This window comes from Psychrobacillus sp. 05T411 (assembly GCF_056396485.1).
On the sequence record NZ_JBFTLO010000005.1, the window covers coordinates 184,711 to 204,182 of the forward strand.

18 protein-coding genes and 1 riboswitch are annotated in these 19,472 nt (G+C 37.5%); of the genes, 5 read left to right on the forward strand and 13 right to left on the reverse strand.

From position 1 onward, the window contains the following. Nucleotides 1–3 precede the first annotated feature (3 nt). Both queC and queF read right to left on the reverse strand, forming a co-directional pair. Nucleotides 4–663: a 7-cyano-7-deazaguanine synthase QueC gene (gene queC / locus AC1DFT_RS05815; protein WP_477918241.1), complete on the reverse strand. Its 660-nt coding sequence runs from the start codon at nucleotides 661–663 to the stop codon at nucleotides 4–6. 112 nt (nucleotides 664–775) lie between these two features. Continuing rightward, nucleotides 776–1,276 (reverse strand): preQ(1) synthase, encoded by a 501-nt coding sequence (gene queF, locus AC1DFT_RS05820; protein WP_477918242.1) that lies wholly within the window; start codon nucleotides 1,274–1,276, stop codon nucleotides 776–778. A 115-nt stretch (nucleotides 1,277–1,391) separates the two neighbouring features. Further along, nucleotides 1,392–1,438: riboswitch (PreQ1 riboswitch) on the reverse strand. 165 nt (nucleotides 1,439–1,603) lie between these two features. Between queF and AC1DFT_RS05825 the strand changes: the two genes are divergently transcribed. Further along, complete coding sequence (locus AC1DFT_RS05825; RefSeq protein WP_477918243.1) at nucleotides 1,604–2,422, forward strand: purine-nucleoside phosphorylase; 819 nt, start codon at nucleotides 1,604–1,606, stop codon at nucleotides 2,420–2,422. A 58-nt stretch (nucleotides 2,423–2,480) separates the two neighbouring features. Here AC1DFT_RS05825 and AC1DFT_RS05830 read toward each other — a convergent pair whose 3' ends face one another. Continuing rightward, nucleotides 2,481–3,503 carry a threonine aldolase family protein gene (locus AC1DFT_RS05830; protein ID WP_477918244.1) on the reverse strand — a complete coding sequence of 341 codons (1,023 nt, stop codon included), beginning with the start codon at nucleotides 3,501–3,503 and terminating at the stop codon, nucleotides 2,481–2,483. A 234-nt stretch (nucleotides 3,504–3,737) separates the two neighbouring features. Here AC1DFT_RS05830 and AC1DFT_RS05835 point away from each other — a divergent pair, with 234 nt between their 5' ends. After that, complete coding sequence (locus AC1DFT_RS05835) at nucleotides 3,738–4,796, forward strand: LLM class flavin-dependent oxidoreductase (RefSeq protein WP_477918245.1); 1,059 nt, start codon at nucleotides 3,738–3,740, stop codon at nucleotides 4,794–4,796. A gap of 1 nt (nucleotide 4,797) precedes the next feature. Beyond that, the gene (locus AC1DFT_RS05840) at nucleotides 4,798–5,745 is read left to right on the forward strand and encodes an ATP-grasp domain-containing protein (RefSeq protein ID WP_477918246.1); all 948 of its coding nucleotides are present in this window, start codon (nucleotides 4,798–4,800) and stop codon (nucleotides 5,743–5,745) included. A 53-nt stretch (nucleotides 5,746–5,798) separates the two neighbouring features. Here AC1DFT_RS05840 and AC1DFT_RS05845 read toward each other — a convergent pair whose 3' ends face one another. Together AC1DFT_RS05845 and AC1DFT_RS05850 are read right to left on the reverse strand one after the other, a co-directional pair. Continuing rightward, nucleotides 5,799–7,325 (reverse strand): AbgT family transporter, encoded by a 1,527-nt coding sequence (locus AC1DFT_RS05845; protein ID WP_477918247.1) that lies wholly within the window; start codon nucleotides 7,323–7,325, stop codon nucleotides 5,799–5,801. Between the two features lie 20 nt (nucleotides 7,326–7,345). Further along, nucleotides 7,346–8,530: a M20 metallopeptidase family protein gene (locus AC1DFT_RS05850; protein WP_477918248.1), complete on the reverse strand. Its 1,185-nt coding sequence runs from the start codon at nucleotides 8,528–8,530 to the stop codon at nucleotides 7,346–7,348. 417 nt (nucleotides 8,531–8,947) lie between these two features. On the opposite strand from AC1DFT_RS05850, the gene AC1DFT_RS05855 reads away from it, so the two are divergent. Continuing rightward, on the forward strand, nucleotides 8,948–9,154 hold the full coding sequence (locus tag AC1DFT_RS05855) for a hypothetical protein (protein WP_477918249.1): 207 nt from the start codon (nucleotides 8,948–8,950) through the stop codon (nucleotides 9,152–9,154). A 67-nt stretch (nucleotides 9,155–9,221) separates the two neighbouring features. Here AC1DFT_RS05855 and AC1DFT_RS05860 read toward each other — a convergent pair whose 3' ends face one another. The 3 genes from AC1DFT_RS05860 to AC1DFT_RS05870 all read right to left on the reverse strand — a co-directional run bounded on the left by AC1DFT_RS05860 (nucleotide 9,222) and on the right by AC1DFT_RS05870 (nucleotide 13,267). After that, nucleotides 9,222–10,682 carry a carbon starvation CstA family protein gene (locus AC1DFT_RS05860; RefSeq protein WP_477918250.1) on the reverse strand — a complete coding sequence of 487 codons (1,461 nt, stop codon included), beginning with the start codon at nucleotides 10,680–10,682 and terminating at the stop codon, nucleotides 9,222–9,224. Between the two features lie 138 nt (nucleotides 10,683–10,820). Further along, nucleotides 10,821–11,549, reverse strand: coding sequence for a LytR/AlgR family response regulator transcription factor (locus AC1DFT_RS05865; RefSeq protein ID WP_477918251.1), 729 nt, complete (start codon nucleotides 11,547–11,549; stop codon nucleotides 10,821–10,823). Continuing rightward, entirely contained in the window at nucleotides 11,549–13,267 is a 1,719-nt protein-coding gene (locus AC1DFT_RS05870; RefSeq protein WP_477918252.1) for a LytS/YhcK type 5TM receptor domain-containing protein, read from the reverse strand. The genes AC1DFT_RS05865 and AC1DFT_RS05870 overlap by 1 nt, the downstream gene beginning before the upstream one ends. A 283-nt stretch (nucleotides 13,268–13,550) precedes the next feature. Between AC1DFT_RS05870 and AC1DFT_RS05875 the strand changes: the two genes are divergently transcribed. Beyond that, the gene (locus AC1DFT_RS05875; RefSeq protein WP_477918253.1) at nucleotides 13,551–14,198 is read left to right on the forward strand and encodes an SDR family oxidoreductase; all 648 of its coding nucleotides are present in this window, start codon (nucleotides 13,551–13,553) and stop codon (nucleotides 14,196–14,198) included. Between the two features lie 312 nt (nucleotides 14,199–14,510). Here AC1DFT_RS05875 and AC1DFT_RS05880 read toward each other — a convergent pair whose 3' ends face one another. From AC1DFT_RS05880 to dcm, 5 genes are all read right to left on the reverse strand, one after another. After that, nucleotides 14,511–15,236, reverse strand: coding sequence for an alpha/beta fold hydrolase (locus AC1DFT_RS05880; protein ID WP_477918254.1), 726 nt, complete (start codon nucleotides 15,234–15,236; stop codon nucleotides 14,511–14,513). 278 nt (nucleotides 15,237–15,514) lie between these two features. Next, a complete protein-coding gene (locus tag AC1DFT_RS05885; protein ID WP_477918255.1) occupies nucleotides 15,515–16,135 on the reverse strand; it encodes a restriction endonuclease in 621 nt (206 codons plus the stop codon). Between the two features lie 297 nt (nucleotides 16,136–16,432). Next, a complete protein-coding gene (locus AC1DFT_RS05890) occupies nucleotides 16,433–16,660 on the reverse strand; it encodes an HTH-like domain-containing protein (RefSeq protein WP_477918256.1) in 228 nt (75 codons plus the stop codon). Nucleotides 16,661–16,704: 44 nt separating this feature from the next. Next, on the reverse strand, nucleotides 16,705–18,081 hold the full coding sequence (locus AC1DFT_RS05895) for a Sau3AI family type II restriction endonuclease (protein ID WP_477918257.1): 1,377 nt from the start codon (nucleotides 18,079–18,081) through the stop codon (nucleotides 16,705–16,707). A gap of 76 nt (nucleotides 18,082–18,157) precedes the next feature. Then, a complete protein-coding gene (gene dcm / locus AC1DFT_RS05900; RefSeq protein ID WP_477918258.1) occupies nucleotides 18,158–19,417 on the reverse strand; it encodes a DNA (cytosine-5-)-methyltransferase in 1,260 nt (419 codons plus the stop codon). Nucleotides 19,418–19,472: the final 55 nt, after the last annotated feature.

The following is a 19,472-nucleotide window of genomic DNA, read 5'->3' on the forward strand; positions in this document are numbered from 1 at the left end:
AGCCTAAGACTCCTTTTGGAAGCTTAAATATTCATCAAGCCCTTTTTTTCGCAGCCTACAAGCTGGACATTCCCCGCAACCATCTGCAATTACACCGTTATAACAAGTCAACGTTCTTTCCCGTACAAACTTAAGTGCTCCAAGCTGGTCCGCAAGCTCCCATGTTTGCGCCTTATTCAGCCACATAAGTGGTGTATCCACCACAAAAGTATCATCCATCGCTAAATTTAACGTTACATTCAATGATTTAACAAAAATATCTCGGCAATCGGGATATCCGCTAAAATCGGTTTCACAAACCCCAGTCACAATATGCTTGGCTCCTACTTGGCTCGCTAAAACTCCTGCAAATGAAAGAAAGAGCATATTCCGACCAGGTACAAAAGTCGACGGCAATCCACCTTCTTCTCCGTCTTCTACCTCTATATCATCTCGAGTTAATGCATTCGGTGCGAGCTGATTTAAAAGAGACATATCGAGAATATGATGCTTGATACCAAGCTCCTCTGTTATTGCTTTGGCACATTCAATTTCAAGACGATGCCTTTGCCCATAATCGAAAGTCACAGCCTCAATCTCTTTAAAACGTTCTTTTGCCCAGAACAGACAAGTTGTACTGTCCTGGCCTCCACTAAATACAATAATTGCCTTTTCCTGATTCATCAGTAAAACTCCCTTATAACAAAAAAACGGCACTCTAAAAAGAATGCCGTTTTCTTCTTAGTTTTTTAAAGAGGGTAGCTAATAACCTCTTCCTTTATGCGGACTATTCAATTTATCGATTATCTATTTTTTCAGGGTAAAGATCATGGTTCATCAAACGATAATTTGCCATCTCTTCATATTTGGTCCCTGGTCTACCATAGTTACACCATGGATCAATGGATATTCCCCCACGTGGTGTGAATTTTCCCCAAACTTCGATATATCTCGGGTCCAATAATTTAATTAGATCGTTCATGATGATGTTGACGCAATCTTCATGGAAATCTCCATGATTTCTAAAACTAAATAAATACAATTTTAGCGATTTACTTTCTACAATCTTTTTATCCGGTATGTACGAAATATACATTGTCGCAAAATCAGGCTGTTGTGTAATCGGGCATAAACTAGTAAACTCTGGACAATTAAATTTTACGAAATAATCCCGATTGGAATGGAGACTATCTACTGACTCCAATACTTCCGGTGCATATTCAAAAGAATATTTTGTCCCCTGATTCCCCAACAATGTTAAATCCTTCAAACCTTCTTCTTGGCTTCTGCCAGACATAATAAAAACCTCCTAATAAAATGTTTCTAACGAGGCATCTCTAACCAGTCTATCGCAAACATATAGGATAAAAACAAAAAAGCCATGCCCAAATATGGACATGGCGAAACGTCATGTATCCATAGTTTTTTATAGAGGGTATCAGCTATGAACCTCTCCCGATTAAGTCGGGTACTTGTATATGATATAGAATACTTCTGGAAACGTCAAATAGTGATTTATAGTTTTCTTTACAATATTCCTTCCCTCCATTAAACTTTTAACGACAACATGGATTTTATTAAAAAGGAAGTACACTTAACGTACTATTTTAAGGAGGAATTATGTATGCATAACATGCAAGATATTATTGAAACTAGAGATTTCATTATGAGTAAAACAAACCACCGTCCTTCTATTGGACTGATTTTAGGCTCGGGGCTAGGAAGTCTTGCCGATGATATTCAAAACGCTGTTAAAATTCCTTATAGCGAGATTCCACACTTCGCAAAATCCGAAGCAATTGGACACGCAAACGAACTTGTTATCGGTGAATTAAACGGAAAGATAGTTGCTGCGATGAAAGGTCGTTTTCATTATTATGAAGGTTTTACTTTAGATGAGGTAACTTTCCCCGTACGTGTGATGAAAGCACTAGGAATTGAAAACGTGATCATTACAAATGCTTGCGGCGCAGTAAATACAAGCTTTAGCCCTGGAGATTTAATGTTAATTTCGGATCATATTAATTTAACAGGGGCTAATCCGTTAATCGGACCAAACAACGATGAATTAGGAACTCGTTTCCCTGATTTATCAGATGTATATAGCAAGGAACTTCGTAGTATTGCGAATAAAGTAGCAAATGAACAAAATATACCATTACAACAAGGTGTATATGCTTGGTGGAGCGGACCTACTTACGAAACTCCGGCAGAAATTCGTATGATCCGTACATTAGGGGCTGACGCTGTCGGTATGTCTACAGTACCAGAAGCGATAATAGCTACTCACGGCGGGATGAAGGTACTTGGTATCTCTTGCTTAACGAATATGGCATGTGGAATATTAGATCAACCGTTGAATCATGAGGAAGTAATTGAAGTTGCTAGTCAAGTAAAAGTTAAATTTGTAGGATTGGTAAAAGGAATTTTGGAAGAGATTTAAAAAATGTCCCTGTGTCAGAAACAATTCTAAATTGTTCGCGACACAGGGACAAAAAAATTTAGATTTTTTTCAAATCCTCCACAAATTCTTTTACTTTTTCCTCTTTTGTCGCCCATGATGTTACTAAGCGAATCGCCGAATGGGTAGTATCAACTTTTTCCCATACAATAAATGCGTATTTTTTTTGAAGCTCCTCAATAAGGGCGTTTGGTAATATAGGAAAGATTTGATTCGATGGAGAATGAGTCAAAAATGAAAAATCGGCATTTCTACATGCTTCCCTAAGAATGGCCGCCATCTTATTGGCATGTTGAGCTAATTCGAAAAATAAATCCTCCTGGAACAGTTCATAAAATTGACTACCTAAAAGTCTCCCTTTTGCTAAAAGTGCCCCTTTTTGCTTCAAATGAAAACGAAAATCTTCTTTTAAAGAATCTCGGCAAATGACTAATGCCTCTCCTAAAAGTGCACCATTTTTCGTACCACCAATATAAAAAGCATCCACAAGTGTAGGAATATCACTTAGTTTCAAATCATTATCATCGGAGCATAGCGCTGACCCAAGTCTTGCCCCATCTATATACAGTAAAAGATTATGCTCTTTACAAAAGTCACTTAAAGCCAACAAATCACTCTTCATGTAGATTGAGCCTATTTCTGTCGTATTTGATAGGTAAACCAACTTTGGTTTTACCATATGTTCATCTGTATGTAGGTCCAGGACTTCTTTTATTAGGAAGGGATTCAATTTCCCATCTTTCGTTTCTACCGATATGACTTTATGTCCAGTAGCTTCAATCGCACCCGTTTCATGTGTAAATATGTGTCCGGTACTAGCAGAAATTGCTGCTTCATGAGGTCGARGAAAAGCGGAAATTGCTGTTAAATTTGTTTGGGTTCCGCCCGATAATAGGTGTATATCTACATCCTGTCTTTCTAATTTCCCCTTCAAAAGCTCGATTGCTTTTTTAGTAAAGCTATCATTTCCATAGCCTTCTTCTTGTACAAAATTCGAATCTATTAAAGCCTGTAAAATTCTTGGATGTGCTCCTTCAGCGTAATCATTCTTAAAGCTGTACATATAAATTCCTCCACTCATTTAATATCGTTATTGTATCATGCCAGATTCACTGAAAGGTACTAGGTTCTAATGCAATTCAGAATTATTTTAGTAGTTAGATCAAATGCATACAAAGTCAACTTTTCAACTAAATTTTAAGGAGTTTCATTGTTAAAAACACAAGTTATATGGTAGGATTAGTTTGTATTCAAGAGACTGATAATTCTAATAAAATATAAAAAGGTGGATTAACTAATGAAATATGGTTTTTGGTTACCAGTTTTCGGAGGATGGCTACGTAATGTAGAGGATGAAAATATGCCTGCTACATTTGACTATGTAAAAAAAGTGGCACAAAATGCGGAAAACTTAGGCTATGATATGACACTCATTGCAGAGTTAAACTTGAATGATATTAAAGGAATGGAAGCCGCTACATTAGATGCATGGTCTACAACGGCGGCAATTGCAGCGGTTACGAATAAATTAGAAATCTTAACTGCCATCCGCCCAGGGTTTTACAATCCAGCATTATTTGCAAAAACAGCGTCGAATATCGACCATATTAGTGGAGGCAGAATTTCATTAAATGTCGTGTCCGCTTGGTGGGAAGAAGAAGCACGCCAATATGGTGGTGTATTTACTGCTCACGATGAGCGTTATGCTCGTACAGAGGAATTCCTTGAAGTATTAAAGGGCTTATGGACACAAACACCTTACTCATTCCAAGGGAAATTTTATGAATATGAAAATACTTACTTATCGCCCAAGCCAGTTCGCAATCAACATATCCCTCTATATGCGGGAGGAGAAAGTGAAGCAGGAAAACAAGCAATAGCTAAAAGCTGCGATTCATACGTTATGCATGGTGGCACGATTGAAGAGGTGCAAGAGAAGATTGAAGATATGAAAAAACGACGTGTACAACTTGGCAAAKAGGCATTTGATACGTTTGGAATGTCTGCCTATATTGTTTGTCGTGATACGGAGGAAGAGGTACAAGCTGAGCTAGCGCGCATTCAAAATGTACAAGAGAATAGCACAGGTTATGCGGGCTATCAGGATTTCATCCGTAAATCTCAACTCAATGTCAAAGTTAGCTTAAAGGATTATTCCGTATCAAACCGTGGTTTACGTCCAAATTTAATTGGTACACCAGAGCAAATCGCGAAAACAATATTAGCGTATGAAGAAGTGGGTGTGAATCTACTTATACTTCAATTTTCGCCACAACTGGAGGAAATGCAACGCTTCTCTGAAAAAGTAATGCCAATTGTTGAACAGCTAAGATCTCAAAAGTTAGGAGCTAGATAATATGTCTAAAATTTACGTTATCCACGAAAATAATGAATGGACAATTCATTTAACAAAACGATTAGAAGAACTTAATCTACCTTACGAATTATGGCATTTAGATGAGGGGATTGTCGACTTAACTGTAGCGCCTCCAGAAGGTGTTTTCTATAGCCGTATGAGTGCTTCATCCCATACACGCAATCACCGTTATGCACCGGAACTAACAGCTGGAGTGCTTGCTTGGCTGGAGTTTCACGGACGTACAGTATTTAATGGTACAAGTGCACTGTCTTTAGAATTAAGTAAAATCAATCAATACCTTGCATTAGAAAAAGCAGGCATTCGTACTCCTAAAACAATCGGTGCAGTTGGGAAAGAGCAAGTCATAAAAGCTGCTGAAAAATTAGGGAAAGCTTCTTTTATTACAAAACATAATCGTGCTGGAAAAGGATTAGGCGTACAATTATTCCACTCCATTGATGCGTTAAAGGCTTACTTAAACAGTGAGCTATATGATGAACCGGTGGACGGCATTACCTTAATTCAGGAATACATTAAAGCACCAGAATCATTTATTACCCGCGCCGAATTTGTAGGTGGAAAATTCGTGTACGCAGTCAAAGTAGATACATCAAACGGCTTCGAACTTTGCCCAGCAGACGCTTGCCAAATCGATGATCTATTCTGTCCTGTTGGCGAACAAGTAGAAGAGAAACCGAAATTCGAAATCATCCACGAGGTTGATTCAGAACAAATTGTACAATACGAGGCTTTTTTACAAGCAAATAAAATAGCAGTGGCAGGGATTGAATTTATTTCGGATGAAAATGGTACGGTGTACACCTATGACATTAATACGAACACAAACTATAACAGTGATGCAGAAGCGAAGGAAGGCAAGTACGGCATGCTGGAGCTAGCCAAATTCCTTGAAAAAGCATTAGAAGCACAAAATCTACCCGTATAAAAAAGAACCGTTTCAATACCTCCTTTTGGAGAATTTGAAACGGCTCTTTTAGTTTATAAATGAATCGGTCCCTCAGGTCCAACCGGCAATCCTAATAAGTACCAAACAATAACAAGTATAATCCACACGATTCCAAAGAATACGGTATAAGGGAAAAGAGCCGAAATTAAAGTTCCTAAACCAATATTTTTATCATACTTTTTCGCAAATGATAGTAATAAGACTAAGTATGGAAGCATCGGCGTAATTGGATTTGTAATAGAATCTCCTACACGATAAATCGCTTGCGTAAACGCTGGGTCATAATCCAAGTACATGAACATCGGCACGAAGATTGGAGCTAAAATCGCCCATTTTGCGGATGCACTTCCGATCAATAAGTTCACACATGCAACAAAAATGATGAATAGGACGATTAAAGGAATACCTGTAATCCCAGCACTATCCAGAATGTTTGCCCCTTTGATCGCTATAATCGGACCTAGATTACTAGCCGCAAAGAATGAAAGTAACTGAGCTGCGAAGAACACCAATACAATATACGGTCCCATCGTACTCATAGACTTCCCTAACATATTCCCAAAGTCTTTTGAGCTTTTAATGGACTTAGCACCAATTCCATAAAACAATCCTGGTATAAAGAAAAAGATCGTTAATAGTGGCACAATCCCAGCAATTAATGGAGAACCCTCTATAATAGAACCGGTTTCAGGATTACGTAAAAGTCCGTTTTCTGGAATGATCATTGCTAATAGGATAAGCACAAAAACAACAGCAGAAATGCCAGCCCACCGGAGTCCTCGCTTTTCCTCAGAAGAGACAACTTCCATTTCTTCTATTTCGCCTGTATACGTACCAAAACGAGGAATCGTAAACTTATGCGTAACCCATAAAGAAACAAATAAAAGCACAACAGTTGATACAGCGATAAAATAATAATTCATAGCAGGATTTGCAACATAACTTGGATCCACTGTTTGCGCAGCAGGTCCCGTAAATCCAGCAACTAGCGTATCCGACATACCGATTATTAGGTTAGCTGCAAATGCCCCTAACGTCGAAGCATATGCGACAACTAATCCAACTAAAGGATGATAACCAAACGCCATCAAAACTGCGGCAGCAAGCGGTGGCAAAACAATTGGACCTGCATCTCCCGCAGCATTCCCAATAATGGCAATAAGAATTACGCTTGGAATGATCAATTTTTTAGGTGTCGCCATTACTGCACGCTTCATAAGTACTGCAAAGAAACCACTTTGTTCTGCTAGTCCAATCCCAATCATCATGACAAGAACCATACCAAGCGGAGCAAATGAACTGAAGTTGGTAACGGAATTCGTCAAAATATTTACTAGACCATCACCGGTCAAAAGATTAGTCGCTTCTACTGTCTCTCCAGTGACTGGATGAACAGCAGATACATTAAATAACGAGGTAACAAAAGATGCCACTAAAGCTACACCGCAAAGAATGATAAATAATACAATCGGATCTGGTAATTTGTTACCCGCAAATTCTATTGAATCAAGCATTCGGTCAAAAAACGACCTTTTCTTTTTCTCTGTATTTTGAGCCATAATTTCTCCTTCTAAGATGCTTATTTATTTTGAGTTAGAGTAAAGGCAGTAAAAACATGAAATTTTAGCCCATCTAATAATGCATTTTCGTCAATATCGAATTTTGGATGATGGTGCGGGTGTGTTATACCCTTTTCTACATTTCCCGCACCAATAATAACAAAGCAAGCGGATTTTTCATCACTAAAAGCAGAAAAGTCTTCCCCACCAAGTATCGGGTCAACCCATTCCAGTTTGTTTTCCGATAAATGCTCTTCTAATACACCCACCACTTGGTCTGTGACTTCCTTATCATTCATAACGGATCCATAGCCATAGGTATAATTAACCTTTACTTCAGCACCATTTGCCTTTGCGATCCCTTCCGCAACTTCTATTATGCGATTTTTGACAAGTTCACGGACTTCGCTACTCAGCGTTCGAACAGATCCACCAATTTCCACTGTATCTGGAATAACATTTAACGCTTCCCCGCCTGCAGTAAACTTAGTGACAGACACTACCCCTGCTTCTAAAGGAGCTACGGAACGGGAAATAATATGATTCAATCCTGTTACAATTTGAGCACCTGTAGCAAGTGGGTCTATTGTCAATTCAGGTGTGGAAGCATGTCCACCTTTCCCTTGAACCGTCATCTCAAACACATCACTCGCTGCCGTAACAGCACCGTAACGAATATTTATAGTCCCAGTAGGAACTGTTGAAAATAAATGAACACCAACCACTTGATCTACTCCATCAAGTACACCTGCCGCAACCATTTCCGCTGCTCCACCCGGAGGCAATTCTTCCGCGTGTTGGAAGATGAAAACCACTTCACCACTTAAATCATCTCGGTTGTCTTTTAACACTTTTGCCGCTCCTAAAAGCATAGCCGTATGACCATCATGTCCACACGCATGCATCACACCGTCATTTGTCGATACAAATGGTAACGTTGTTTCTTCTTTTATAGGAAGAGCATCCATATCTGCACGAAGCGCAATTACTTTTCCAGGCTTACTTCCTTTTAAACGTGCCACTACACTTGTTTTAGTTGGTCTTGATAATTCAAAACCGCCGAAACTTCCGAGTAAATCATAGACATATTGAGATGTATTATGTTCTTGAAATGAAAGTTCCGGATGCTGATGTAAATGTCTGCGCCACTCAATTACTTCTTGATAAACGTCCTCTATTTGTTGCAGAACCGTATTTGATTCCATATATTTATGCCCCTCTCTCACTTACCAATTTCCGATTAACGCTCTACTACTTTAGCGTGCTAATAAGTTATAATATATAATATTTTTATCAATATTTCAATGTATTTCTAGACAATTGCTAATAATTGGACAGGTAATTGCTAACATTTTTGAAAGTCATATCACTAAATGTACTACCTTGTTCAGTAAGGAAACACACATCCAAAGTATGCGAGTTTCCTTCCATTATATATGGACTTTAATTTGTTTCTAAAATAAAAATATATTTAACCTGTTGTTCGAATGTCCCGATAATCTTTGAATCACCTTCTTTGACATTAAACTATTTTCATAATTTTACTTCTCTTAAGAAAAACTTTTGATAAAAAAGGAACTAACGTTCTGTAGTAAAGACAGTTAAATACGGAGGTGTAAATCATGAGACCTATTCTCACCCAAAAAATTAGTATAGAAAGTTTTCAAGATTTCTATTGGTTAAAGGAAGAATTACAATCGTTTTGTAAAGAAAATGGAATGAGTGCTGCTGACTCAAAAAATCAGGGGAAAAGTCGTGAAGGGGCAATTGAAGCTTGGAACATTATCAAGAAGCTTCCTGGAAGCATTAAATACAATCCTAATAACTAACATTTGAATACTAACTTATACGACAAAAAACTCACAGAGAAACGATTCCGTTTCTCTGTGAGTCCATTCAAGCCAATTTACTATTATTCACGTCTACACCATCCACCACAACATCTGTTTCAATCTTATTCGCTTTATTATTTTTTGCTTTAACAAAGAACATGATTGTCAAAATAACAGTTAAAACGATTCCGACATAGAAAGAAATCTTCAAGTCTAAGCTAAATCCAATCTTCGCGTTTAAAATATAGACAAAGACCATATAAGTGATAAACAGTGCCGGGACTAGCGACACAAAGTAGTTCTTCCCTTTAATAAACAAATACATTGTCGCAATCCATAAAGCAATTGCCGCAGTTGCTTGGTTTGCCCAAGAGAAGTATCTCCACAAAATGTTGAAATCAATTTGCGTTAACATAGCAGATATCGCAAACAATGGTACAGCAATCATCAAACGTTTTGCCACTTTTTTCTGATCAATTTTCAAATAATCTGCAATAATTGAACGTGCTGCACGGAACGCTGTATCGCCTGATGTGATCGGCAGTACTACAGCTCCAAGTACCGCAATTGTTCCACCAATAGCTCCTAGTAAAGTCATAGATACTTCATTGACAACTGCAGAAGGCGTGCCCGTTTTGATAAACTCACTTAATGTTTGACCGTCTAACAAACTCATTGCCGCAGCAGCCCAAATCATCGCTATAACTGCTTCCGTAATCATCATGCCATAGAATACATAACGACCTTGTGATTCTTTTTCGGTAGTTCTAGAAATAATTGGTGATTGCGTAGCATGGAAGCCTGACAGTGCACCACATGTAATCGTAAAGAATAGAATCGGGAAAATCGGCACATTATCTGGATGCATGTTCGTCAACGACAATTCTGGAATTGTATAGTCAGAGAACAGTAAAGCAGCCCCAACCCCAACAGTCCCTATCAATAGTATTGCACCAAAGTATGGGTACAGTCTCCCGATAATTTTATCAATCGGTAGAATCGTAGATAAGAAATAATAAATAAAAATAACTGTGATTAATATCCATAATGCTACTTTACCATCCATTAATATTGCTAATAATGAAGCCGGAGTCGTTACAAATACAGTTCCGACTAATAGCAGAAGCAATAATGCGAAAACGTTTACAATATGTTTCGATACATTACCTAAAAACTTTCCAGCAAGCTCCGGAATATGTGCTCCTTTGTTACGAATAGAGATCATACCCGTTAAGTAGTCATGTACAGCCCCTGCAAAAATAGCTCCGAAAACAATCCATAAGAAAGCGACTGGTCCGAATAGCGCACCCATAATTGGTCCGAAGATTGGACCTGTTCCAGCTATATTTAACAGCTGAATGAGCGCATTTTTTTGCTTATGCATAGGCACGTAATCGACCCCATCTGCATTTGCATATGCAGGTGTTTTTCGAGCATCCGTAGGACCAAAAATTTTTTCAATGAATTTCCCATACGTAAAGTATGCAATGATTAATATTACAATTGCACTTAAAAATGTAATCATATGTATCCCCCTATATTTGTGTCTCTTTCTTTCTACCCCATATATTCAGTTTATGGTAAATATTCTAAAATAGAAGTTTTTCGGAGTAACATGCAAGTTTAAGAGTTTAACATGCAAATAGAGAGGGTTAACAGGTTATTACAATTCCAAGCGCTGTCTTAAATCTTTCACATAATTTCTACTGACAGAAAGTTTCTCATCTACCCCTTCCAATTCAAGCTGATATGCACCGTTAAACCATGGCGTTAATCGGGTAACGTATTTCAGATTAACGAGATATCCTTTATGAATCCGAAAAAATGAAAATGATACTAAGCGACTTTCCAATTCTTTCAACGTTGTCCGCACATCATAGTCATCGGTTTGTGTAATGATTTTCGTTACTTTGTCATTCCGATAGATATATAAAATATCCCGCGGCAGAATATAATCAATATCGCCGCCTGCTTCTATCGCCAATTTGCCAAGCTTCTCCGTATTGTCAACTGTTAGTGTAGGATATAATGTCTTTTCAATACGCTCTATCGTTTGCTTGAGCTGCTGTTCATCATACGGTTTCAGTAAATAATCTACGGCATTAATTCGAAAGGCCTCCACCGCAAATTGTGGATAGGCGGTCGCAAAAATGATTAGTGGCACTTTTTTTACCTCCACCAAGGTTTTGGCTACTTCTATTCCATTCATTTTAGGCATCTCGATATCCAGAAAAACAACATCCGGTTGAAGCTGTAATGCCTTTAAAATAGCAGCCTCTCCGCTCTCAACCTCTCCAATAACTTGAATGCCTGGAAACTTACCTAGTAAATAGGCTAATTCCTCACGTGCATATCGTTCATCATCTACAATCAAAGCACTGATTGGCCCCATTAGACTTTTACCCCCAATTTAGGAATTCTAAAGGAAATCACTGTTCCTTCATTCTCTTTGCTTGCAATCTTTAATGTTGCTTGGTCCCCGAACGTCATTAGTAAGCGACGATTAATATTGTATAAACCTACTCCGGTTCCCGATTCAGACTCTAGCTGCATGTTGCCCAAAACAGCAAGTCGCTCAGGCGGTATCCCTTTCCCATTGTCTTCTACCTTAATTTCAATCTCTGCGCCAAGGTCACACACCGACATTTGAACCACACTATTATTTTCCATATCATTAATGCCGTGGTGGATAGCATTTTCAATAATGGGCTGTAATGTGAAAGGAGGAATCTTCTCATACAACAAATGATTATCCACGTCATATAAAATGGTCAATCGATCTATAAATCTAGCTTCTATTATTTCCAAATAGGCTTTAACATGTAATAGCTCTTGCTCAAGTGTTATTTGAGACGCAGTTGTCCCTGTGACATTTTGCCGCAAAAAGTAGGATAAGGACGTCAGAAGTTTCCGTGCAAGATCAGGGTCCGTTCGTATCAACGACACAATAATATTCATCGAATTAAATAAAAAGTGGGGATTAATTTGCGCCTGCAATGCTTTAATTTCTGCCTCTTTTGCCAATTGATAAGCATGGTCCGTCTCGGCAATTTCTAGTTGGTTACTTAATAGCGAGCTCAATGCGACGATTAATTCAATATAATCATCTGTAATGACTTTTTCAGTCGGATAATACAGTTTAAGTGTCCCAATGGTTTCACCCCGCTGAATGAGTGGGACAATGACCGCTGCTCCTAATTGACAGCCAGGATAATCGCAGTGAATGGTGCCATCCTTGACAACAACCACCTCTCCATGTTGAATGACATCCTTGGTTTCATCTGTCCGAATGGAACTGCCTACCTTATGGTGATCACTGGCAAGCCCAATATGCGCAAGAATGTCGGTTTGATTGGTCATAGCTACAGCACTTGGTTGTAATTCACGAAATAGAATATTACAAACGGCTTCTGCCGTGACAGAGTTCATGCCCTTGCGCAAGTAACTTAGTGTCTGATTGGCAATGCGCAACATTTTCTGCGCCTGCAATGCCATTACTTTTTCTTGTTGGCTGTTCACATTATAGACAATCAGTAGAAAAAGTGCAGTTCCAACACCATTTGCTAATATCATCGGTATACCAATGACCTTGACTAGTGTAAGTGCTTGCTCGAAAGGTTTGGATATCAATAAAATCATAGACATTTGCATCGCTTCCATGAGTGCACCAATCCCAAACATAGTAAGCGGTTTTAGGGCTCTTCCTTTTCGATAAAAAACACCTGCAACTACTCCTGCTATGATTGTTGAAAGACCACAAGAAACAGCCGTAAATCCACCCAATGTCATACGATGAATACCTGCGATCAGACCAGCACCAATCCCCACACGGTAACCACCTAACAGACCTGCAACAACCACTCCGATGACACGCGAATTGGCAATGGCCTCTTCTGAACCCAATACTGCTGAGACGCTATTAAAATGTAATGTATTTGTATGGAGCGCGACTCCAAAATACGTTCCCACAATACCAAAAAAGCCAAAAAACAAAATTGCCGCAATCTCTTGCTTGCGATTCAATTTGTCACGATTCACTAAGTTTTTAAAAAACTGAAAACGAGTCAAAATGAAGGCAACGGCAACAATCATGCCAACCCTCTCAAGCATAATAACAAGCAAGTCCAGCAAGTGAATCCACCTCATTTTTTAAGACATATTGGTTAAATTATACTTTAAATAAAAGAGGATATATATCTATATTTTCAGTTATCGGGACAGTGGACGTCTTATGGATTCTGTAAAATTGTGTGTTAGAGTCCATTTTATCCCTGCTCTAGAAACCAATGAATGTTTCCGACACAGGGTCACTTTTTATATAGTCAGAATTTTAAGCATGTTCCTTGATAAGTAATACCCCTTCTGAAACAATAGACTCAAGGAGGGGTGTCTGATGAAAATATTGTTAATCGGTGCAAATGGTCAAATTGGTAAACATGTCGTCCATCTGCTCCAAGAAAGCAAAGAACATACAGTACGAGCAATGGTTCGAGATGAAGCGCAGGTTGCTGCACTTCAAAAAAAAGGGGTAGAAGCGGTTGTAGCCAATTTGGAAGGTTCAGTAGATGAAATTGCAAACGCTATGCAAGGCTGCGACGCTGTTATTTTCACTGCAGGGTCTGGTGGTCATACAGGTCCAGACAAAACATTATTAATTGATTTGGATGGGGCTGTAAAGTCGATGGAAGCTGCGGAAAAAGTTGGCGCCAATCGCTATGTAATGGTGAGTGCTATCCAGGCAAATAAGAGAGAAAGCTGGGCGAATAGTCCAATCAAACCGTATATGGTTGCCAAACATTTTGCAGATAAAGCACTTATTGCTAGTAAACTCAACTATACAATTGTTCGCCCAGGTGGTCTGTTAAATGAAGCTGGAACTGGAAAAGTGTCTGTAGGCGAGAACTTACGGCGTGGATCGATTCCACGAGAAGATGTTGCAAAAACACTTGTCACTGCACTAAATGAGGAAAACACCTTTAAACGTTCGTTTGATCTTGTTGCTGGTGATATGGCTATAGGGGATGCTTTGAAAAGTCTATGAGTAGGCTACTAGGTTCTAGCGTAATCCTGGATTGTGCTAGAACCTAGTTTGGTTTATAAGAAGACACCATCCATACTCCAATGGTGTGCACGGCTAATCTAGGGAGTGAGATAAAAATATAAAGCATATTATTTTCGACCCCATTTTAGGTGCATATATTTCGTTCCCGCCCCTTTACCAATAATTTTTATTAATTTGTTACTTCCAAACCTGTCCTATTGTACAAATGACGAATTTCCCTGTTTACTCAGAGATCTTACTACTTCACATTCCGTTGTTTTTATCACAAGGTCAAAAGTTAAGTCATTGTTATCATCTCTTTGGAGAAGTTTTCACTCTTTCAATAAACATTTCCAATATATTGTTATATATCCTCGGCTGATCAGCATAAACTAAATGCCCCGCAAATGGCACAATGGCAACATGTACATTTTCACTTACTTTAGGATAAGTAATAGCTCCAATTGTTTCATTGGGCTTTTCCTCACCAACTATAAACAACACTGGGAATTTGAATTCAGCTATCGCATTCAAATCCTCAAATGGATACCAGCCTTCATCTTTTCCGTAATAGATGAATTGCCGCCAATCTGAAACATGTAATTGATCGAAATAATTAATAGCTTCATAATTGTTCAATAAATTCGCTTGTGATTCAACATCCTGCTTATGAAGTTCTAGCCAATTATCAGGTCTAGCTGGTGTAATTCCTGAAATAGATAAAGTATTAATTCGCTCGGGATACAATTTCGAGAACTTCACCGCGACCAGTGCTCCTAAAGAACAACCTACCAAATGAATAGTTTTCATATTATAGTGATTAATTGTTTCCAATAAATCTTTCGCAGAATCACTAAAGAAGTTTTGGATATCATGTGAAAATGATTGCCCATGACCTCTTAGATCTGGGAGGACAACTTTGTATTCTTTGTTAAAGTATTCTCTTTGAAATTCAAAGTCCGTCATACCTGTTTGTAGACCCGTATGTAAGAATACTATTGGATCTCCTTCGCCTATGATGTTCGTATGCAATAACAAATTAACACCCCTTTCAATATCCTTGTTTATCCAGATCCTAAAAGCCTTMTTGTCACATTCTCAATGCTTTATTATAAGAATGCAGTATTTGATAGCCATTTTTCTCCTATGCTCCAGCCAATAAATTATCTAAATACGGTAGACGTTCAACAATTGAATTGACACTTCTATGATGCAATTCAGAAGTATTTTTGTATACGGTCTCTGCGAAAGCCTTTGTTATTTTTCTAACCTCTTTAACTTCTTTGTTTTCAATCTTTATACGATAGGCGCTCATATTATTTAGTAGAAATTGTTGATCCTCTTTCCATTGTTGAGACATCTTCATTTTCCTTTATTAATGTATTTTGCATTTCCAAGCTCATTTGTATTAATTCATCCCGCTCGATCATTCGAACATGATTTTTCTTAGCCAGTATCAATGCCTGTTTTGTATAAGTACTATTTGTAATAACCCATGCTGCTCCTGCGTTATACATATTTATGGAGGGAATAACTTCTTGCACAGCTTTAACACCAACAGCTTTCTTATAGCGTTTGGCTTGAACTACAATCGTTTCTTTTCCTTTTTTCAAAATTAAATCTGCTCCAAAATCACCTGTCGTAGATGTATAAGAAACCTTGTACCCTTGATGCTGAAATAGAGTACCAACATACTCTTCAAATTGTCGTCCACTCATCTGGTCAATCTCAGCTATTCCAGATTGTTGCATTCTCTTCTTAAAACGAGCCGATCTCCATCCCGCCACCAATATCATTACAACTAACCCAATACCTATTGCAATACCGGTTCCTATTAGACTTTTGGTAGTGTACCAACCTATTAATGCAGCTACAATAAGAATAAAACCAGCCAATTCATCTATATTTTTCTGTTCTTTCTTCGTACGATTACGCAAAGGAAACGCCCTTCTTTCTATAAAGTAATCAAGTTTTCACTAGGCATGTGACATATTAATTTTTCTAAAAAGTTAAGAAATCTTTATTAATTGAAATTGACTTTTGAACTGACATTAAATCACTTTCCAGTATTTTAAAAAAATCCTGATAATCCCCGATTCAATTATATGCCAGTCCTATCAATATTCCAATACCTGTTAATGTTAAGTTTTTATTTTCCTATAAATAGTAAAAGACTCTAAAACAATGGAAATGTTTTAGAGTCTTTATCAAGTAGATTCTTAAAAATATATTTATTAATATTTTGGCACAACATATTTAGCGAGTTTTACTCCTTTACTTACTTCCGTAGCATAAGATTTATTTATTCCCGAAGCAATAATGATATCAATAATTTTGTACCCTTTTTCTTGAATTACTGAAGCGTACTTTACGCCGAATAAATGAATGTTCGCAACTTGGTAGCCTGCTGGTGCATTTTCATACATATTCTTTAGTATTAAACCTAACTCACTCTTTGACATTTTCAATCTCCGCCTAATCAAGATAATGTATAGTTCATTTTTATTTAGTCAATCACGGATATGATATATTCTTTGTCCAACCAAAATGCTTGTTTGGCTATCATTTGTCCATCTGGCAATTGAGTTTTATCTTGTCCATTTCTTCCCTTAGGACGAATATGGCAAAGTCCGTTCGTACCTGGAGAAGGCAAGTCGTTCTTGGCAACAGTTTTTTTACCTTTAGAAATCATCTCAATTTGGACACCTGAACTTAATTGTTGTTGAAGACAAAGATAGAAATCTTTTAATCTCTCTTCAATATCTTTAATAGGCATATTCCATAGCTTTATCCCTTTAAAATATAATTCCCTATTTTTATTTTCTTTTTCCGTCTCTCTATACTCAAAAATAATAAATAGAAATTTTGTTTCCTCAAAATAGCTTTTGAGCCAACTCTCTTCCCAATCCTTCTCAGCCCATTCTAAAAAGTTTATATTCTTAAAAGACATATGCTCACGAGGCATTTCATTTGTTTCTAAGCGAATGGTTTTAAATTGAATGTTAGCTTTTGAGAATTCTTCAATATTATCGAGTTTAGTTCCTTTTACTCCAAGCAACGTACTTATGAAATCGGGCAGAAAGCTTTTTGATTTATTGATGGTTATATTATTCTCAGATGCAATTTGTGATAAGGTTTTTCCGATGTAGGAAGAAAACCTATCATAGAGAATCTCTTCTAGTGTTTTACTTTTTAGTTCGCTTTTATTTGTGATAGAAACCATATCTTTGTTTGAAAGTACTTTCCGTGCAACACCTGTGATATAGCTAGCTTTAAGACTATACGCCCTTTGCATCGCTGGGATATCGTTATATGGTTGAGTTCTTAATGAATCTTTATTTTTTCCTTTTGTACACGCACCCAAATAAATGGTATCCGCTTCAGAAAGTTCATGAGCTCTACCCGCTTTAATTTTATTAGTTATAAATTCCCAATCACTTCTTATTATATGCAAATCTTCTTCACTGAAAGTTAAAAGATGGCTTTTGAGTACTTGATACTCTGACCGGTGAATTTCAGGAAGCCATTGATAAAACATAAGTAACACTTTTTCATTCTTCATCCAAAAACTAGACGTTTCAAATGTATTAAGTACCTCTTTATGATAGTTAATGATGTTTAAAACTAGTCGCTCTTTAGCAGAAATTGTTTTGTTTTTATTCAGTTTAATAGGAGTAACCTTTAACTCTATACCTAAATTTGCAAAGTCTGCTTCTGATTTTGAGTTAATTTCGTATCCAAAAAAACTTTCTTCAATTATTTGACCCAGTTGCCCTTTAGCTTTTGGATTGGAAATCCTTCCACTTTGATTAATTTCACCAAAGGTTTTCCCTTCCGCTTCTTTAGCCTTATATAGAAGTGCTTCTTCAGTTTCATATACCATCGTGGCAACCCCCTAAAATTATTCTAATAATTAACATAACTTTACCATATATAGAAAAAAGCTGATACTCAAAGTATCAGCTTTTCAATGTTAGTTCTAGTTGAACTTCTGTTTGAACATTTGTTTTTTCAATTTCTTCAATACGTTTTCCCATTCTCTCAATTAATCCAACGACTAATGCATTTCCCATACAAAAATATCGCATACGGTCTGACATACAACTTGTCCAATTATCATCAAATCCATTGAGACGTTCACATTCCAGAGGTGTCAAAAATCGTTTACGACCATTCACCTCAATAATATGGGTACTTCGATTTGTTGACCCCTCACTTGTTAGCATTGTTCTTCCAGGCTTGTCTAAATCATCGGTCGGAGACATACCTCCCTCAGAGAATTGGTAGACATGTCCATCAGCACTTTTTCTCTCTATTTTCTTCGGACCACGTAAGTATGCAAACTTTTCTATTTGTGATTCGGACAAATAGAACTTTTCATCTACTTCAGATTCATCTATTAGGATATCTTGTAAAGTAGTTGGTTTTTCCTCTACCGGAATGACTTGAGTGGTAAAAACTTGTCCATGCTTCATATATCCGGCGGTATGAAATCCAAATGAAAAATCGTCAGATATCGATACAATATCAGGTGGTAATGTGACAGAAGTTATTCTATCTTGATAAGGTTCAAATTCAACAGGGAAAGGCTTAGCAAAAAAACCTTCTTTAAAAACAATCTGATCATCAGAATAGTTGCTTTGGGCTCGTTCAAAAGCGATACCATTTTTATAAGCAAAAATAAATACCCTTCTTCTTCTTTGAGCAAACCCATAATCCGCCGCATTGATTACGCGCCACTCTACGGTATAACCTAAATCTCTAAACGTTGCTAACATTACGGCAAAATCTCTACCACGCTGAGAGGAAGGTGACTTTAAAAGCCGGTCCACATTTTCTAAAAGTACATATTTAGGTTTTGTATTCTCAATAACCCTTTTGATTTCCCAAAATAGGACACCTTTTTTACCTTGAAGTCCTTTTTCTCCTGAAAGAGTACGTGCCACTGAGTAGTCTTGACAAGGAAAACCACCAACGACTAAATTAGGCTCTAAATCTATAAAAGTCTCGTTTGAAACTGTTGTTATATCCTCATTTGAATGCTTTCCTGTTTCAAAATTGCGCACATAACAATTGAAAGCATCCTGCGCTTTTCGGGAAGGTTCCCACTGATTACCCCAAACTACCTCAAATAATTCAGGGTTCGCTTTTTTAAGTCCTAAGCGGAATCCACCTACACCAGCAAATAATTCAATTACATTAATTTTAGAATTTTGCATATACGAACACCCTTTCGTAGTTTCTCTTTATTATACAACATTTTTTTGAAAAGAT

Excerpts from the sequence above, each read along its gene's own strand:
- AC1DFT_RS05890 (WP_477918256.1), bottom strand. The coding sequence starts at position 16,660 with ATGTCAAAGAGTGAGTTAGGTTTAATACTAAAGAATATGTATGAAAAT.
- AC1DFT_RS05875 (WP_477918253.1), top strand. The coding sequence starts at position 13,551 with ATGAAAATATTGTTAATCGGTGCAAATGGTCAAATTGGTAAACATGTC.
- AC1DFT_RS05860 (WP_477918250.1), bottom strand. The coding sequence starts at position 10,682 with ATGATTACATTTTTAAGTGCAATTGTAATATTAATCATTGCATACTTT.
- AC1DFT_RS05840 (WP_477918246.1), top strand. The coding sequence starts at position 4,798 with ATGTCTAAAATTTACGTTATCCACGAAAATAATGAATGGACAATTCAT.
- dcm (WP_477918258.1), bottom strand. The coding sequence starts at position 19,417 with ATGCAAAATTCTAAAATTAATGTAATTGAATTATTTGCTGGTGTAGGT.
- AC1DFT_RS05870 (WP_477918252.1), bottom strand. The coding sequence starts at position 13,267 with ATGCTTGAGAGGGTTGGCATGATTGTTGCCGTTGCCTTCATTTTGACT.
- queF (WP_477918242.1), bottom strand. The coding sequence starts at position 1,276 with ATGTCTGGCAGAAGCCAAGAAGAAGGTTTGAAGGATTTAACATTGTTG.
- AC1DFT_RS05865 (WP_477918251.1), bottom strand. The coding sequence starts at position 11,549 with ATGGGGCCAATCAGTGCTTTGATTGTAGATGATGAACGATATGCACGT.
- AC1DFT_RS05895 (WP_477918257.1), bottom strand. The coding sequence starts at position 18,081 with ATGGTATATGAAACTGAAGAAGCACTTCTATATAAGGCTAAAGAAGCG.
- queC (WP_477918241.1), bottom strand. The coding sequence starts at position 663 with ATGAATCAGGAAAAGGCAATTATTGTATTTAGTGGAGGCCAGGACAGT.
- AC1DFT_RS05845 (WP_477918247.1), bottom strand. The coding sequence starts at position 7,325 with ATGGCTCAAAATACAGAGAAAAAGAAAAGGTCGTTTTTTGACCGAATG.
- AC1DFT_RS05825 (WP_477918243.1), top strand. The coding sequence starts at position 1,604 with ATGCATAACATGCAAGATATTATTGAAACTAGAGATTTCATTATGAGT.
- AC1DFT_RS05850 (WP_477918248.1), bottom strand. The coding sequence starts at position 8,530 with ATGGAATCAAATACGGTTCTGCAACAAATAGAGGACGTTTATCAAGAA.
- AC1DFT_RS05855 (WP_477918249.1), top strand. The coding sequence starts at position 8,948 with ATGAGACCTATTCTCACCCAAAAAATTAGTATAGAAAGTTTTCAAGAT.